16 protein-coding genes are annotated in these 14,817 nt (G+C 74.1%); 12 read left to right on the top strand and 4 right to left on the bottom strand.

The window, feature by feature from the left end:
• Window positions 1-2 precede the first annotated feature (2 nt).
• The 5 genes from FB474_RS09615 to FB474_RS09595 are packed head-to-tail and all read left to right on the top strand — an operon-like array spanning window position 3 to window position 4,369.
• The gene (locus FB474_RS09615; RefSeq protein WP_141788437.1) at window positions 3-1,226 is read left to right on the top strand and encodes an ArsA family ATPase; all 1,224 of its coding nucleotides are present in this window, start codon (window positions 3-5) and stop codon (window positions 1,224-1,226) included.
• A complete protein-coding gene (locus FB474_RS09610) occupies window positions 1,223-1,747 on the top strand; it encodes a hypothetical protein (protein WP_141788436.1) in 525 nt (174 codons plus the stop codon). Before FB474_RS09615 ends, FB474_RS09610 begins: the two co-directional genes overlap by 4 nt.
• On the top strand, window positions 1,744-2,694 hold the full coding sequence (locus FB474_RS09605; protein ID WP_141788435.1) for an ROK family glucokinase: 951 nt from the start codon (window positions 1,744-1,746) through the stop codon (window positions 2,692-2,694). Before FB474_RS09610 ends, FB474_RS09605 begins: the two co-directional genes overlap by 4 nt.
• Entirely contained in the window at window positions 2,691-3,674 is a 984-nt protein-coding gene (locus FB474_RS09600) for an ROK family glucokinase (RefSeq protein WP_141788434.1), read from the top strand. The genes FB474_RS09605 and FB474_RS09600 overlap by 4 nt, the downstream gene beginning before the upstream one ends.
• Window positions 3,671-4,369 (top strand): endonuclease/exonuclease/phosphatase family protein, encoded by a 699-nt coding sequence (locus FB474_RS09595; protein WP_141788433.1) that lies wholly within the window; start codon window positions 3,671-3,673, stop codon window positions 4,367-4,369. The genes FB474_RS09600 and FB474_RS09595 overlap by 4 nt, the downstream gene beginning before the upstream one ends.
• Window positions 4,370-4,391: 22 nt before the next feature.
• On the opposite strand, the gene FB474_RS09590 is transcribed toward FB474_RS09595, so the two are convergent.
• Window positions 4,392-5,060, bottom strand: a complete 669-nt coding sequence (locus FB474_RS09590; RefSeq protein ID WP_141788432.1) for a hypothetical protein — start codon at window positions 5,058-5,060, stop codon at window positions 4,392-4,394.
• Window positions 5,061-5,063: 3 nt separating this feature from the next.
• Window positions 5,064-5,810, bottom strand: coding sequence for an alpha/beta hydrolase (locus FB474_RS09585; protein WP_141788431.1), 747 nt, complete (start codon window positions 5,808-5,810; stop codon window positions 5,064-5,066).
• A gap of 118 nt (window positions 5,811-5,928) precedes the next feature.
• Between FB474_RS09585 and FB474_RS09580 the strand changes: the two genes are divergently transcribed.
• From FB474_RS09580 to FB474_RS09570, 3 genes are read left to right on the top strand one after another with little or no spacing between them, the layout of a single operon-like run.
• Window positions 5,929-6,855, top strand: a complete 927-nt coding sequence (locus tag FB474_RS09580; RefSeq protein ID WP_141788430.1) for a lysophospholipid acyltransferase family protein — start codon at window positions 5,929-5,931, stop codon at window positions 6,853-6,855.
• 4 nt (window positions 6,856-6,859) lie between these two features.
• Window positions 6,860-8,005 (top strand): MacS family sensor histidine kinase, encoded by a 1,146-nt coding sequence (gene macS / locus FB474_RS09575; RefSeq protein ID WP_141788429.1) that lies wholly within the window; start codon window positions 6,860-6,862, stop codon window positions 8,003-8,005.
• On the top strand, window positions 8,002-8,769 hold the full coding sequence (locus tag FB474_RS09570; RefSeq protein ID WP_141788428.1) for a response regulator: 768 nt from the start codon (window positions 8,002-8,004) through the stop codon (window positions 8,767-8,769). The genes macS and FB474_RS09570 overlap by 4 nt, the downstream gene beginning before the upstream one ends.
• Before the next feature lie 3 nt (window positions 8,770-8,772).
• Here the strand turns inward: FB474_RS09570 and FB474_RS09565 are convergent, their stop codons facing one another.
• Window positions 8,773-9,600, bottom strand: coding sequence for a DUF1028 domain-containing protein (locus tag FB474_RS09565; protein WP_141788427.1), 828 nt, complete (start codon window positions 9,598-9,600; stop codon window positions 8,773-8,775).
• A gap of 49 nt (window positions 9,601-9,649) precedes the next feature.
• On the opposite strand from FB474_RS09565, the gene FB474_RS09560 reads away from it, so the two are divergent.
• The 4 genes from FB474_RS09560 (at window position 9,650) to FB474_RS09545 (ending at window position 13,801) form a co-directional block, all read left to right on the top strand.
• The gene (locus FB474_RS09560; RefSeq protein WP_141788426.1) at window positions 9,650-10,675 is read left to right on the top strand and encodes a 6-phosphofructokinase; all 1,026 of its coding nucleotides are present in this window, start codon (window positions 9,650-9,652) and stop codon (window positions 10,673-10,675) included.
• Between the two features lie 125 nt (window positions 10,676-10,800).
• Window positions 10,801-12,153 (top strand): class II 3-deoxy-7-phosphoheptulonate synthase, encoded by a 1,353-nt coding sequence (locus tag FB474_RS09555; RefSeq protein ID WP_141788425.1) that lies wholly within the window; start codon window positions 10,801-10,803, stop codon window positions 12,151-12,153.
• Window positions 12,150-13,214: a threonine aldolase family protein gene (locus FB474_RS09550; protein WP_281286308.1), complete on the top strand. Its 1,065-nt coding sequence runs from the start codon at window positions 12,150-12,152 to the stop codon at window positions 13,212-13,214. The genes FB474_RS09555 and FB474_RS09550 overlap by 4 nt, the downstream gene beginning before the upstream one ends.
• Window positions 13,211-13,801, top strand: a complete 591-nt coding sequence (locus tag FB474_RS09545; protein WP_246092115.1) for a molybdopterin-dependent oxidoreductase — start codon at window positions 13,211-13,213, stop codon at window positions 13,799-13,801. Before FB474_RS09550 ends, FB474_RS09545 begins: the two co-directional genes overlap by 4 nt.
• Window positions 13,802-13,891: 90 nt before the next feature.
• Here the strand turns inward: FB474_RS09545 and FB474_RS09540 are convergent, their stop codons facing one another.
• Window positions 13,892-14,809, bottom strand: coding sequence for a DMT family transporter (locus FB474_RS09540; RefSeq protein WP_141788424.1), 918 nt, complete (start codon window positions 14,807-14,809; stop codon window positions 13,892-13,894).
• Between the last annotated feature and the right edge of the window lie 8 nt (window positions 14,810-14,817).

The raw sequence follows: 14,817 nt of genomic DNA, 5'->3' as shown, positions 1-14,817 counted from the left end.
CCATGCGCGTCCTCCTCTTCACCGGCAAGGGCGGTGTCGGCAAGACGACCACGGCGGCCGCGACCGCGGTGCACGCCGCCCGACAGGGCATCAAGACCCTCGTCATGTCCACCGACGCGGCGCACTCCCTCGGCGACGCCCTCGACGTGGACCTGACCCCGCGGGAGTCCTCCGGCGAGTGCCTCGTCGAGGTCGAGCCCGGCCTGGCCGCCCTGCAGGTCAGCGCCCCGCACGCCATGCGACGCTCGTGGCGCTCGGTGCAGGACTACCTGCTCGGGGTGCTCGCCACGGTCGGGGTCGACGCCGTCGTGGCCGAGGAGCTGACCTCGCTGCCGGGTGCCGAGGAGGTCGTGGCGCTGCTCGAGCTGCGCGCCCAGGTCGAGTCCGGGCTCTTCGACCTGGTCGTGGTCGACTGCGCCCCGACCGCGGAGGCGCTGCGGCTGCTCGCCCTGCCGGAGGCGCTGTCCTGGCACCTCGAGCGGCTGCTGCCGGCCCAGCGCGGGCTGCTGCGCTCGCTGCGTCCGGTCGCCGCGGCCGCGGCCGGGCTCCCCGTGCCCGGCGCGGACGTCGTCGGTGCCGTCGGCCGGTGGCTGCAGCACCTGCGCGAGGTCCAGGACATCCTGCGCGCCGGGACCACGAGCGTCCGGCTGGTGACCACCCCGGAGCGCGTCGTCGTCGCCGAGTCCCGCCGCACCCTGACGTCGTTGTCCCTCTACGGCTTCACCGTCGACCAGGTCGTGGTCAACCGGGTCTTCCCCCAGACCGCCGGGGACGCCGACCCCTGGCGTGCCTCGTGGAACCGCGCCCAGCAGCGGGGTCTGGCGGAGGTGCGCGAGTCGTTCGAGCCGCTGCCGGTGGTGGTCACCCCCTACCTTGCCGAGGAGCCCATCGGCGTCGACGCGCTGGCCGCCCTGGCGCTGGCGCGTCAGGGCGACCCCGGTGCCGCGTCCGCCGAGTTGCTCCTGGCGCCGGCCGCCCACCGGGGGATGAGCCTGGACCGCGACGGCACGGCATACGTCCTGCGTCTTCCCCTGCCCCTGGTGACCGCGGCCGAGGTGGACCTCAAGCGGCGCGGTGACGAGCTGCTCGTCGCCGTCGGCGACCACCGCCGGGTGCTGTCCCTGCCCAGCGTGCTGCGCCGCTGCGTCGTGACCGGCGCCGGCGTGCGCGACGGGGCGCTGCACGTGCGGTTCGTGCCCGACGAGAAGGTGTGGCCCCAGCAATGACCGACCAGAGCACCGGCCGCGAGCAGGCGGCACCGCCAGTGGGCAGCGTCGCCGAGGAGGCTGCGCGCCTCGTGGAGGCGTTCGCCGCGTGGTCGGGCAGGCACGCCGCGGCCCCCCGGGCGGCCGGCGAGGACGACGACGAGCCGGGCGACGACGAGCCGTATGCCGGCCGGGGCGACGCGAGCGGGAGCGCGGAGGGCGAGGATGCGCCCGAGGGTTCCGGCGAGGGGCGGCAGTGCCCGACCTGTGGCGCGCAGGCCGGGGTCGGCAAGGCGGCCTCGTGCGGGGTGTGCCCGGTCTGTCAGGGCATCGCCTGGCTGCGCACGGTCCGGCCGGAGACGCTGGACCGCCTGGCCGACCTGGCCGGTGCGCTCACGGACACCCTGCGTGAGGTGGCCCGCGAAGCCGCCCATGGCCGCCCGCAGGGTGGGACGACGGGCGGTGCCCAGCACCCTGGCGCTAGCGTCCAGGACATTCCCGTTGCGGACGACGACATCATCGAGAAGAGGGCTGGGCAGTGAGCGCCACCATCGGGCTGGACATCGGCGGCACCAAGATCGCGGGCGGGCTGGTGTCCCCGACCGGCACGATCCTCGCGCGCGGGCGGCGCGTCACCCCGGCCCACGACCCCGACCGGATCGCGGTGGAGGTGGCCGACCTGGTCCGCGAGCTCTCGGACGGCGCCGACGTCAGCGGTGTGGGCGTGGCGTGCGCCGGCTTCATCGACGCCACCGGCTCGACCGTCCTGTTCGCCCCGAACCTGGCCTGGCGGGACGAGCCGCTCAAGCGCCGCCTCCAGGCCACCATCGACCTGCCGGTCATCATCGACAACGACGCCAACGCCGCCGCGTGGGGGGAGTTCCGGTTCGGCGCCGCCCGCGACGTCGACGACATGGTGCTGATCACCGTCGGCACGGGCATCGGCGGTGGCGTCGTCACCGGCGGCCACCTGCTGCGGGGGGCCTACGGCATCGCCGCCGAGCTCGGCCACATGCGTGTCGTGCCCGACGGCCTCCGCTGCGGCTGCGGCAACCGCGGCTGCTGGGAGATGTACGCCAGTGGCAACGCCCTCGTCCGCGAGGCACGCGAGCTGGTCCGCTCCGGCACCCCGCATGCCGCCCGGCTGGCCGAGCTGTGCGCCGGCGACCCGGACAAGCTCGCCGGCCACGACATCACCTCGGCTGCCGCGCAGGGCGACCCGGCCGCCGTGGAGCTGCTCGCCGACCTCGGCCGCTGGATCGGTGAGGGCGCCGCGTCCGTCACCGCCATCCTGGACCCCGAGCTGATCGTGCTCGGCGGGGGCGTCGCCGACGCCGGGGCACTGCTGCTGGACCCGGCGCAGGCGGCGTTCCGGCGCCAGCTCACCGGCCGCGGCCACCGCCCCGAGGCACGGTTCGCGGTGGCCAGCCTCGGCAACGACGCCGGGATCATCGGCGCCGCCGCGCTCGTCGCGGAGGCCGTGGGGTGAGCGCCCCGCTGGCGATCGGGGTCGACATCGGCGGCACCAAGGTCGCCGGTGGGGTCGTCGACGCCAACGGCGTGGTTCTGAAACGAGCCCGCCGGGTCACGCCGCACCGCTCCACCGCGCCGGCCGTCGTCGAGGACACCATCGTCGAGGTGGTCGAGGAGCTGACCGCCGCGGCGGGCGGCCACGACGCCGTGTGCGCCGTCGGCATCGGCGCCGCCGGGTTCGTCTCGGCCGACCGCGCCACGGTGGTGTTCGCCCCGCACCTGTCCTGGCGGCAGGAGCCGCTGCGACAGGCGCTGCAGGCCCGGGTGCCGCACCCGATCTTCGTCGACAACGACGCCAACACCGCCGCCTGGGCGGAGTGGCGCTTCGGCGCCGGCCAGGGCGAGACCCACCTGATGATGGTCACCCTCGGCACCGGCATCGGCGGGGCGATCCTGGTCGACGGTCACGTCCAGCGTGGACGCTTCGGCATCGCCGGGGAGTTCGGTCACATGCAGGTCGTGCCCGGCGGCCACCGGTGCGAGTGCGGCAACCGCGGCTGCTGGGAGCAGTACGCCAGCGGCAACGCGCTCGTCCGGGAGGCCCGCTCGCTGGCGACCGCCCAGTCCCCCCTGGCGGCGGACCTGCTGGCGCGGGTGGGCGGCGTGCCCGCGGATCTCACCGGCCCGGTCATCACCGAGGCCGCCCGTGAGGGCGACCCCACCTCCCGCGAGCTGCTCGCCGAGATCGGGACCTGGCTGGGGGTCGGCATCGCCAACCTCGCCGCCGCGTTCGACCCCGGCACCTTCGTCATCGGCGGCGGCGTCAGCGCCGCCGGCGACCTGCTGCTGGGCCCCGCGCGGGAAGCCTTCCGACGTACCCTGACCGGCCGCGGATACCGGCCGGAGGCGCGCATCGTCGCGGCCCGGCTGGGCAACGAGGCCGGGCTGATCGGTGCCGCCGACCTGGCCCGGGCCGAGGTCGAGGGGCTGGCGTGACCCGCGCGGCCCTGCGGGTCGCGACCTGGAACGTGCACGACCTCAAGGACGACGTCGAGGCTGCCGTGCGCGTGGTGCGGGCGGTCGACCCGGACGTGCTCTGCCTGCAGGAGGTGCCCCGGCGCCCGTTCTCCGGGCGCCGCGTCGGCGGCTTCGCGCAACGGTGCGGGCTGTCCTTCGCCGGCCGGCACCGGGGCAGTGGTGGCACGACCGTCCTGACCCGGCCGTCGCTGGACCTGCACGACAGCAGGCACGAGGGCCTGCCCGTGGCACCGCTGCAGCGCGAGCGCGGGTATGCCGTGGCCCGGGTCGCCCTGCCCGGTCACCGCCCGCTCACCGTGGCCAGCATCCACCTCGGCCTCGACCCGGTGGAGCGGGAGCACCACCTGCTGCAGGTGCTCTCGGACGTCGGGCCCTCCGAGGCGCTGGTCGTGGCCGGCGACCTCAACGAGGTCTCCTCCGGCCGGGCGTGGAGGACCCTGGCCTCCCGGCTGCCGCAGGTGTCGCCGGCCCGGCCGACCTTCTCGGCCCGGCACCCGCGGATGGCGATCGACGCGGTGTTCGCCTCGCTGCCGGCGCTCCCGGACGACCCCGTGCCGGGCCTGGACCCCGCCGACCTCGTCCGCGCGAGCGACCACCTGCCGGTCTGGGTCGACCTCGACGTGAGCCGGCTCGCCAGGGTGCGTCGCGCCTGACCGGGGCCAGAGGCGGGGCGGGTCAGAGGCGTGCGCCGTCGTCGCCGTCGTCCTCGTCGCCGTGCCGAGGCAGGCGCGAGACCAGGAGGGCGAAGCCGCCGACGGTCATGCTGATCGCCAGCAGCAGCCACAGGCTGTCGGCGCTGCGGTCGAACAGGATCAGGTAGAGCAGGAGCAGCGGTCCACCGGTGAGGCCGATGAGGATGCCCCAGAACTGCAGGTCGCCGGCAGGCAGCGGCGCCGTAGGCCCCGGGACGAAGTGGTCCTCGGGGTCGGGCTGCGGGCGCTCGTCGGGCCGGCGCGGACCCTGTCCTGCCGGCTCCGGCCCCCAGGAGGGCACGGCCGGCGGTGGTGCCGGCTGGGCGGGCGGGGTCGCGTGGCCGGCGGCGGTGGGGTTGGGGGGTGTTGGGCCAGCGGTCGTGGGACCAGCAGGGGTGGGGCCAGGGGGACCGGGAGGGCTCGGGTCCGTGCCGCGGCCGCCCTCGGTGTCGGGTTCCCGCGGCGGGGCGTCCGTGCCCTGTCCGGATTCGGTCCCGGTGTCCGTGGCGGGGCCGTGGTCGGCCGGTGGACCGTAGCCCTCCTGCTCGGGCCAGGGGCCCGCGCCGGCGCTGGCCAGGGCGTCGTCCTCGGCCCAGTGGGCGATGATCTCGGCGAACTGGGCGTCGACGTCGGAGCGGTCCTGGTCGCTCATGGCTCAGCTGGTGAGGCGCTCGATGAACTTGACCGACTCGGCGAAGATCAGCGGCGCGTCGTTGTCGAGCGTGGCGACGTGGTAGCTGTTCTCCAGCAGGATCTCCTGGACGTCCTCGCTGGAGATCTTGCTCAGCACGAGGGCCGAGCTCGACGCCGGGACGACGTGGTCCTGCGGGGAGTGCAGCAGCAGCACCGGCTGGGTGACCTCGGGCAGGTCACGGATGACCGTGCGCCAGGCGACGATCTGGGAGTGCCCGGCCTTGAGCGGCGTCTTCGTGTAGGCCAGCTCGGTCGCGTCGGCCTTCTTGATGTCGTTGGCGATCCCGGGCAGCGCGCCGACGAGGTGCTTGAGCACCGGCAGCACCACCAGGCGCGGGTCCTCGAACTTCACTGCCGGGTTGACCAGCACCAGCCCGGCGACCCGGGGGCCGTGGTTCTGCGCGAGCTGCAGGGCCAGTGCCCCGCCCATGGACAGGCCTGCGACGAAGACCGTGCGGCACCGGGCGAGCAGCTCACGGAAGGTGGCATCGACGGTGGCGTACCAGTCGGACCACTCGGTGCGGTTCATCTCCTGCCACGTGGTGCCGTGGCCGGGCAGTCGCGGCAGCCGGACGGTGTAGCCGGCCTCGGCGAGGTGCTCGGCCCACGGGCGCAGGCTCTGCGGGGTGCCGGTGAAGCCGTGGACCAGCAGGACCCCGACGTCGGACCCGTCGTGGGAGAAGGGCTCTGCTCCGGGCAGGATCGCCACCTGTGCTCCTCGCATCTGGTCCGGTCGTGTGTGCTGGCCTTGGGCGAATCCTCGCACGGTGCGAGGTGCCCGCCTAGTGTGCCGGGTAGAGTTCGGCGCGTCACAGGAGGTGGGGTCATTGTTCTACTGGGTGCTCAAGACGATCGTGCTCGGACCCATCCTCAAGCTGCTGTTCCGCCCGTGGGTCGAGGGGGAGGAAAACATCCCCCCGGAGGGTGCGGCGATCTTCGCCAGCAACCACCTGTCCTTCTCGGACTCGATCTTCCTGCCACTGGTGGTGCCGCGCCGGATGACGTTCCTGGCCAAGTCCGACTACTTCACGGGTCGGGGCATCAAGGGCCGCCTCACGGCGGCCTTCTTCAAGGGTGTCGGGCAGCTGCCCGTCGACCGGTCCGGCGGCCGCGCCGGCGAGGCCGCCCTGCGCAGCGGGCTGAAGGTCCTGCGCCGCGGCGAGCTGCTCGGCATCTACCCCGAGGGCACGCGCTCGCCCGACGGCCGGCTCTACCGCGGGCGCACCGGCGTGGCCCGGATGGCCCTCGAGGCCGGAGTCCCCGTGCTCCCGGTCGCGATGGTCGGCACCGACAAGGCCCAGCCGTCCGGCAAGAAGCTGCCCAAGATCATGCGGATCGGGGTGCGCATCGGCACGCCGCTGGACTTCTCGCGCTACGAGGGCATGGAGGACGACCGCTTCGTCCTGCGCTCGATCACCGACGAGATCATGTACGAGCTGATGCTCCTGTCCGGGCAGGAGTACGTCGACATGTACGCCACGTCGATGAAGGAGCGCCTGCTCGCTGCGGCCCGGGCCAAGGCCAAGCCGCTCTACGGCGGTGGCACCGAGGACAAGTCCGCGGACAAGGCCGGCGCGGACACGGCGAGCGCCGAGGACGTCGCCGTCGAGGACCCGGGCGCCGAGCGCGCCGGCGTCGAGGGAGCTGCCGTCGATGAGACCGCGGTCGGCGGCCCCGAACCGGGCCCGCAGGAGGCCGTCGGCGCCGCACCGGAGGACGACGTCACGCCCGACGGCCAGCGCGCCGCCAGCTGACGCGGTGGCCTCAGGGGGGAGCCGGGCCACCGACCCGAGCGTCGTCGCGGCCCTGTGGCGCGGGCTCAACGTCCTGCGCCCCGTGGCCCTGCTGTATGCCGTGTACTCCCTGCACGAACGCCACCCCGGGATGGAGCATCCCTGGGTGGCGTTCGTCATGCTGGCCGTCCTGGCGGCCTGGACCGTGGCCATGTGGGTCCACCGGGACCGCACGACCACCGTGGTGGCCATCGAGCTCGCCCTGGCTGTCGCGGCCATACTCTCCACCCGGGTCGTCGACTCCAGCGCGGTGATCCTCGGGGGCGCCCCGACCGTGCCCGGCATCTGGCCCTCGGCGGCCGTCGTCTCCTGGGCTGTGCTCAAGGGCTGGCGTGGGGGGCTCTTCGCGGCGGCCGTGGTCTCCGCCGCCGACGTGGTCGAGGTCGTCGTGCCCACCGACAACACGGTCAACAACATCGTCCTGCTCTTCCTCGTCGGCGGCTGCATCGGCTACTGCGCCGACCTGGCCCGGGAGGGGCACCTGGCCCTGCGCGAGGCGTTGCGGGTGCAGGCGCAGGTGCAGGAGCGCGACCGGCTGGCCCGCACCGTCCACGACGGCGTCCTGCAGACCCTCGCCTTCATCCACCGCCGCAGCGCGGACCTCGGCGGGCCCAGCCGTGAGCTCGGTGCCATGGCGGCCGACCAGGAGCGGCTGCTGCGGGCACTGGTCAGCGGGGTGCCGGTGCCGGGGCTGGACGAGGTGGTCGCCGGCGACGTCGACCTGCGCCAGGTCCTGGGTCGCTACGCGGGCGGCGCGGTCCAGGTGGTGCCACCCGCCGACCCGGTGCCGTTGCCGCGCAAGGTCGCCGAAGAGCTGTCGGCCGCGGTGAGCGCGGCCCTGGACAACGTGCGCCGGCACGCCGGCGATGGCGCCCGGGCCTGGGTGCTGGTCGAGGACGAGGGCCAGGACGTGGTCGTCACGGTGCGCGACGACGGTGTCGGGCTGCCCGCGGGGCGGCTCGTCGAGGCCGCTGCCCACGGCAGGTTGGGCGTGCGCAGCAGCATCACCGGCCGGCTCGCCGACCTCGGCGGCAGTGCCCGCTACGAGAGCCACGAGGGGGAGGGCACCGCGGTCGAGCTGCGGGTGCCCCGGAGGGGGAGGACCACATGAGCGGTGTCGATCAGGCGGGCCGCGCCGACGGGCAGGCGACCGGGGGTGCGGCAGGGGACGCCGGCACGCAGCCGGCGGCGGGCGAGGCGACGGGCGGCCCCGGGCTGCGGGTGGTCGTGGCCGACGACCACCCGATGTGGCGGGACGCCGTGGCCCGCGACCTCGCCGACGCCGGGTTCACCGTCGTGGCCACGGCCGATGACGGCCCCTCGGCCGTCAACCGGACCCTGGCCACCCGCCCGGACGTGCTGGTCCTCGACCTCAACCTGCCGGGCATGCGCGGCGACGAGGTCTGCGCCGCGATCCGGCGCGCCGGCGCGCCGACCCGGGTCCTGGTCCTGTCCGCCAGCGCCGAGCAGCGGGACGTGCTCGAGGCGGTCAAGGTCGGCGCGACCGGCTACCTGCTCAAGTCCGCCTCCCGCGAGGAGTTCCTCGACGCCGTCCGGGAGACCGCCGCGGGCACGGCGGTGTTCACCGCCGGGCTCGCCGGGCTGGTGCTGGGGGAGTTCCGCCGGATGGCGGCGCAGGACGGCACGGGCCGGCAGCCGTCGGTGCCCGGCCTGACCGAGCGGGAGACCGAGGTGCTCAAGCTCGTGGCGACCGGGCTGAGCTACAAGCAGATCGCCGCCCGGCTGTTCATCTCCCACCGCACCGTGCAGAACCACGTGCAGAACACGCTGACCAAGCTGCAGCTGCACAACCGGATCGAGCTGGTGCGCTTCGCCATCGCCCAGGGACTGGACGACCCCGAGCCCGCGGGCTGAGCCTCAGGCCGCGGTGGCCTCGCGCAGGGCCTGCAGCACCCGCGAGTCGATGCCCTCGGAGGTCAGCCGCGTCTCGTAGTTCTCGGCCCCGGCCCAGTCGGCCAGGGCGTCGTGCACGTCGGGCTGGGTGCGCCCGAGCCGGGCCAGCCGCTCGGTGACCTCCTCCAGCAGCCCGCCCTCGAGCGGCAGCACGTTGGTCGGTCCGCCGAAGTAGAGCTCGTTGAGGTCGAGCAGGCGGGCCAGCTCCTGGGGCGCCTCGGGGTGGTCGTCGACGCGCAGGTCCGCCAGCACGCCGGAGGCGTCGTAGCCGGTGCCGGCCTGCACGGCATACAGGGCGGCGGACTGGCGGCCGCGGCGGTCGCCGCCTGCCCGGTCGCCGGCCAGCATGGCGTGGACCAGACGGGACGGGAACGGCAGGTGCGCCGCCTCGAGCCAGGCCCGCTCCATCTCCTGCACCACCTGCGGCCCGGCGAGGATGTTGCCCTGGATGGCGTAGCCGCCGGTGGCGTCGCGTCCGGTGAGCCCGCCGGCCCAGTCCATGCACGCGGGCCCGGTGTAGCTGGCCTGGCCGGTGGGCGTGACGAGCCCGAGCTGGCGCTGCTCGTGGCCGTCGTCGTCCCCCGTGAGCCGGGCGACGACCTCCTCGGGTGCGACGCCGTCGGCGAGCAGCGCGAGGGCGTCGTCCTTGTAGGAGACCTTGGCCAGGGCCTGCGTCGCCACGGCGCCCACGCCCACGCGGGCGGCCGGCACGACCGACCCGACGGCGAGGAACTTGCTGGCGACGGCGACGCCGAGGGCGTCGCCCATCGAGGCGACGATGGAGAAGGTCATACCTTCGACCCTAGCCGCGGACCCCTGTCCGGGCGATAGGTTGCCGGGCATGCGCATCGGTGTGTTGACAGGTGGCGGCGACTGTCCCGGCCTCAACGCCGTGATCCGGGCCGTGGTCCGCAAGGGGGTCGAGACCTACGGCCACGAGTTCGTGGGCTACCGCGACGGGTGGAAGGGCCCGCTCGAGGGGCTGACCAGACCCCTGGGGCTGGAGGACGTCGAGGACATCCTCGCCCGCGGCGGCACGATCCTGGGGTCCTCGCGGACCAACCCGTACACGGTCGACGGGGGCGTGGACCGCATCCGGGAGAACGTCCGCGCCGCCGGTATCGACGCGCTGGTCGCCATCGGGGGAGAGGACACCCTCGGGGTGGCCAAGCGGCTCACCGACGACGGACTCGGCGTGGTGGGCGTGCCCAAGACGATCGACAACGACCTGTCCGGCACCGACTACACCTTCGGCTTCGACACCGCGGTGTCCATCGCCACCGAGGCGATCGACCGGCTGCGCACCACGGCCGAGTCGCACCACCGCGCCCTCGTCGTGGAGGTCATGGGCCGGCACGCCGGCTGGATCGCGCTGCACTCCGGCCTGGCCGGCGGGGCCAACGTCATCCTCGTCCCCGAGCGGCGCTTCGACATCGACCAGGTCGCGGCCTGGGTCAAGCACCGCTTCGACCAGGAGTACGCCCCGATCATCGTGGTCGCCGAGGGCGCGCAGCCCAGCGACGGCGGGGAGGCGCTGCAGAGCGACGAGCTCGACGCGTTCGGCCATGTCCGCCTCGGAGGGATCGGCATCTGGCTGGCCGCCGAGCTCGAGCAGCGCACCGGGCACGAGAGCCGGTGCGTGGTCCTGGGCCACATCCAGCGCGGTGGCACCCCCACGGCCTACGACCGGGTGCTGGCCACCCGCTTCGGGCTGCACGCGATCGACGCCGTCCACGAGGGCGAGTTCGGGGTCATGGTGGCGTTGCGCGGCACCGACATCGTGCGCGTCCCGCTCGCCGAGGCGACCGCCGAGCTCAAGACGGTCCCGCCGGAGCGCTACGCCGAGGCCGAGGTCTTCTTCGGCTGAGCGGCGCTGCGGCGCACCGCTTTCCGGCCCTGGGTCGGCACCCCGGTGAGGGTGGCCACGCAAGCCCGCGTTCGTCATACGGACCCACGCGTGTCCGCTGGCTGGACGCACCTACCCTTGACCCCGTGAGCATCGACGCGACCCCCGAAGTCCTGGCCGGGCTGGACGCCTGGCGTGACCTGCCCGCCGCGCAGCAGCCTCAGTGGCCTGACGCCGACGCGCTGGGCCAGGCCGTGCGGACGCTGTCGACCTATCCGCCGCTGGTCTTCGCCGGCGAGTGCGACATCCTGCGGACGCGTCTCGCCGCCGCCGCGCGCGGTCAGGCGTTCGTGCTCCAGGGCGGGGACTGCGCCGAGACGTTCGCCCACGCGACCGCCGACAACATCCGCGACCGGATCAAGACGATCCTGCAGATGTCCGCGGTGCTGACCTACGGCGCCAGCCTTCCGGTGGTCAAGGTCGGCCGCATGGCCGGGCAGTACGCCAAGCCCCGCAGCAGCGGCGACGAGACCCGCGAGGGCGTCACCCTGCCCGCCTACCGCGGCGACATGGTCAACGACTTCGCGTTCACCCCCGAGGCCCGCACCCCCGACCCCGACCGGCTGGTGCGCGCCTACCACGCGAGCTCGGCCACGCTGAACCTCGTGCGGGCGTTCACCCAGGGTGGTTTCGCCGACCTGCGCCGGGTGCACGACTGGAACCGTGGCTTCGTGGCCAACTCCGCCAACGCCCGCTACGAGAAGCTGGCCAAGGACATCGACAAGGCCATGAAGTTCATGGAGGCCTGCGGTGCCGACTTCGAGGCGATGCACCGGGTGGAGTTCTTCGCCGCGCACGAGGCGCTGCTGCTGGACTACGAGCGGCCGCTGACGCGCATCGACTCCCGCACCGGGCTGCCCTACGACGTCTCCGGCCACTTCCTGTGGGTCGGCGAGCGGACGCGGGACATCGACGGCGCGCACATCGACTTCATCTCCCGCGTGCGCAACCCGATCGGCATCAAGCTCAGCCCCAAGGCCGACCCGGACTACGTGCTGCGCCTCATCGACAGGGTCGACCCCGAGCGCGAGCCGGGCCGGCTGACCTTCATCACCCGCATGGGCGCCGGCACGGTCCGTGACGCGCTGCCTGCGATCGTGGAGAAGGTCACCGCCTCCGGCGCGGTGCCCACGTGGATCTGCGACCCCATGCACGGCAACACCTTCGAGTCCTCCACCGGCTACAAGACGCGGCGCTTCGACGACGTCGTCGAGGAGGTGCGCGGCTTCTTCGAGGTGCACCAGGGCCTGGGCACCGTGCCCGGCGGCATCCACATCGAGCTGACCGGCAACGACGTGACCGAGTGCCTCGGCGGCGCCGAGGAGATCCTCGACGCCGACCTCGAGAAGCGCTACGAGACCGTGTGCGACCCGCGGCTGAACCACCAGCAGAGCCTGGAGCTGGCGTTCCTGGTCGCCGAGATGCTGAGCCAGCGGTGAGCGGGGCGACGCGCCTGGTCGACCTGCGCTCGGACACCCTGACGCGCCCCACCGCGGCGATGCGTCAGGCGATGGCCGGAGCCGAGGTGGGCGACGACGTCTACGGCGAGGACCCCACCGTCGCCTCCCTGGAGGAGCGGGTCGCGGGGATGCTCGGCCACGAGGCGGGGCTGTTCACGCCGTCCGGGTCGCTGGCCAACCAGCTCGGCCTGCGCCTGCACGTCAAGGCGGGTGAGGAGGTCATCGCCGACTCCCTGGCCCACGTGCTGCGCGCCGAGATGGGCGCCGCGGCGGTGTTCTCGGGCATCTCCTCGCGCTCCTGGGTCGCCGAGCGGGGACTGCTCGACCCGGCCCAGCCGCTGGCGATGATGCAGCCGGCGGCCGGGGCCTACCAGGTCTCGACACGCCTGGTCGTCGTCGAGAACACCCACAACTTCGGCGGCGGCACCGTCCAGCCGCTCGAGCGCATCGCCGCCCTGCGCGAGGCGACCCGGTCGCAGGGCGTGGCCCTGCACATCGACGGCGCCCGGCTCTGGAACGCGCACGTCGCCACGGGCACCGGCCTCGCGGCGTACGGGCAGCTGGCCGACACCGTCTCGGTGTGCCTGAGCAAGGGCCTGGGTGCGCCGGTGGGCTCGGTGCTCGTCGGGTCCCAGGCCCACATGGACGAGGCGCGGGTGTGGCGCAAGCGCTTCGGCGGCGGCATGCGCCAGGCCGGCATCCTCGCCGCGGCCGGGCACTGGGCCCTGGACCACCACGTCGAGCGGCTCGCGCAGGACCACGCCCGGGCGCAGCAGGTGGCCAAGGCCGTCGCCGACGTGGCTCCCGGCGTCGTCGACCCGGCCACGGTCGAGACCAACATCCTGATCCTCGACGTCGGTGCGGTCGGCTGGTCGGCCGCCGGCTTCGTCACGGCCGCCGCGGACCGCGGCCTGCGGATCTACGCCACCAACGCCCACGCGGTGCGCCTGGTGTGGCACCTGGACGTCGACGAGGCCGACACGGCCTACGCTGCCGATGTGGTGACGGACCTGCTTGCCGAGGCGGCGCATCGATCGTGAGCTCATGGGGGCTGGCCGAGCCGCGGCCGCTCCCGCCCGGTCAGCGCCGGACGGAGAGCCTGCGGCCGGTCCACTACGGCCGCGTGCCCAGGATGGACCTGGCCAGCTGGTCGTTGCGGATCGGGGGCGACGCCAAGGGGGGCAGCACGGCGCTGACGTGGGCGGAGTTCGACGACCTGCCCAAGGTCGACGTCCGGGCCGACCACCACTGCGTCTCGCACTACACCACCCAGGACCTGCTGTGGTCCGGCGTCGCCGTACGCACGATCCTGGACCTGGCCCCGCCGGAGGACGACGTCGAGCACGCGCTCGTCTCGGCCGCCTACGGCTACAGCTCCAACGTGCGGATGGAGGACCTCGCCTCCCCGCGCGCGATCCTCGCGACGCACCTCGACGGCGAGCCGCTGACGCCGGAGCACGGCTGGCCGTGCCGGCTCGTCCTGCCGCACCTGTACGGCTGGAAGGGGCCCAAGTGGGTGCTTGCCATCGACTACCAGCACCACCCCGAGCGGGGCTTCTGGGAGCAGCGCGGCTACCACTTCACCGGTGACGTGTGGCGCGAGGAGCGCTACGCCTACCAGGAGTAGCGCGTCCCTGCCGACCTGGTCCCGGTATGCCGCGAGCCTCACCGCGCGTGCAGGTCCCGGCAGTGGGGGCACGACGTCCCGCGCGGGTGCTCAGCTGACCTCGTGGTGCAGGGCCTCCGCCGGGGGCTCCTGCGCCGCCGTGGCGCCGGTGTCCTTGCGGCCCACCAGCTCCACGACGTACATCGCGGCGACGACCAGCGCGCCACCGAGCAGCATCGGCGCCGTGAGGCTCTCGCTGCCGAGGGTGACCGCGAAGGCGGCGGCGAACACCGGCTCGAGGGTCATGACGATCGCGGCCCGGGTGGCCGGCAGGTGGCTCTGGGCCCACGTCTGCGCCCACATGGCCACGGCGCCGGCGACCAGGGCCATGTAGAGCACCGACAGCCAGGGGCCCCTCCCCGAGGGCAGCTCGACCCCGCCCGGGGCGGCGCACACCAGGCAGACGAGGGCGATGACGACCATCTGCACCGCGGCCAGTCCGCTGGCGCTGCGGCTGGAGGACCAGCGCCCCAGGCCGATGATGTGCAGGGCGTAGACCGCCGCCGAGGCCAGCGTGAGCAGCTCGCCGTAGCCGAACCCGACGCCGCGCAGGGACAGCGCGGCCAGGCCGGCGGTGGCCATGCCCACGGCCAGCCAGGTGGAGCGGGGCACCCGGTCGCGCAGGAGGACCGCGCCGAAGACGGGGGTCAGCACGACGTAGGTGCCGGTGATGAACCCCGAGCGGGAGGCGTCGGTGTGGGCCAGTCCGACCGTCTGCAGGACCTGCGCGACGCCGTAGAGCACGCCGAGCCCGGCGCCCACCGTCAGCTCGCGCCGGTCGAGGCGGCGCATCTGCCGCCAGAACACCGCGGTGATGACGACGGCGGCGATGGTGAACCGCACCGCGAGGAAGTCCGCGGGGGACAGCTGGCGGACCACGTCCCGGATGAGGAAGAACGTCGAGCCCCAGACGGCGGTGACGCTGACGAGCAGCAGGGTCGCGAGCTGGCGGGAGCGGACGTTCGGCACGCCCAAGG

This window comes from Oryzihumus leptocrescens, from assembly GCF_006716205.1.
Taxonomy (GTDB): Bacteria; Actinomycetota; Actinomycetes; order Actinomycetales; family Dermatophilaceae; genus Oryzihumus; species Oryzihumus leptocrescens.
This window is presented reverse-complemented; position numbering and strand designations above follow the sequence as displayed.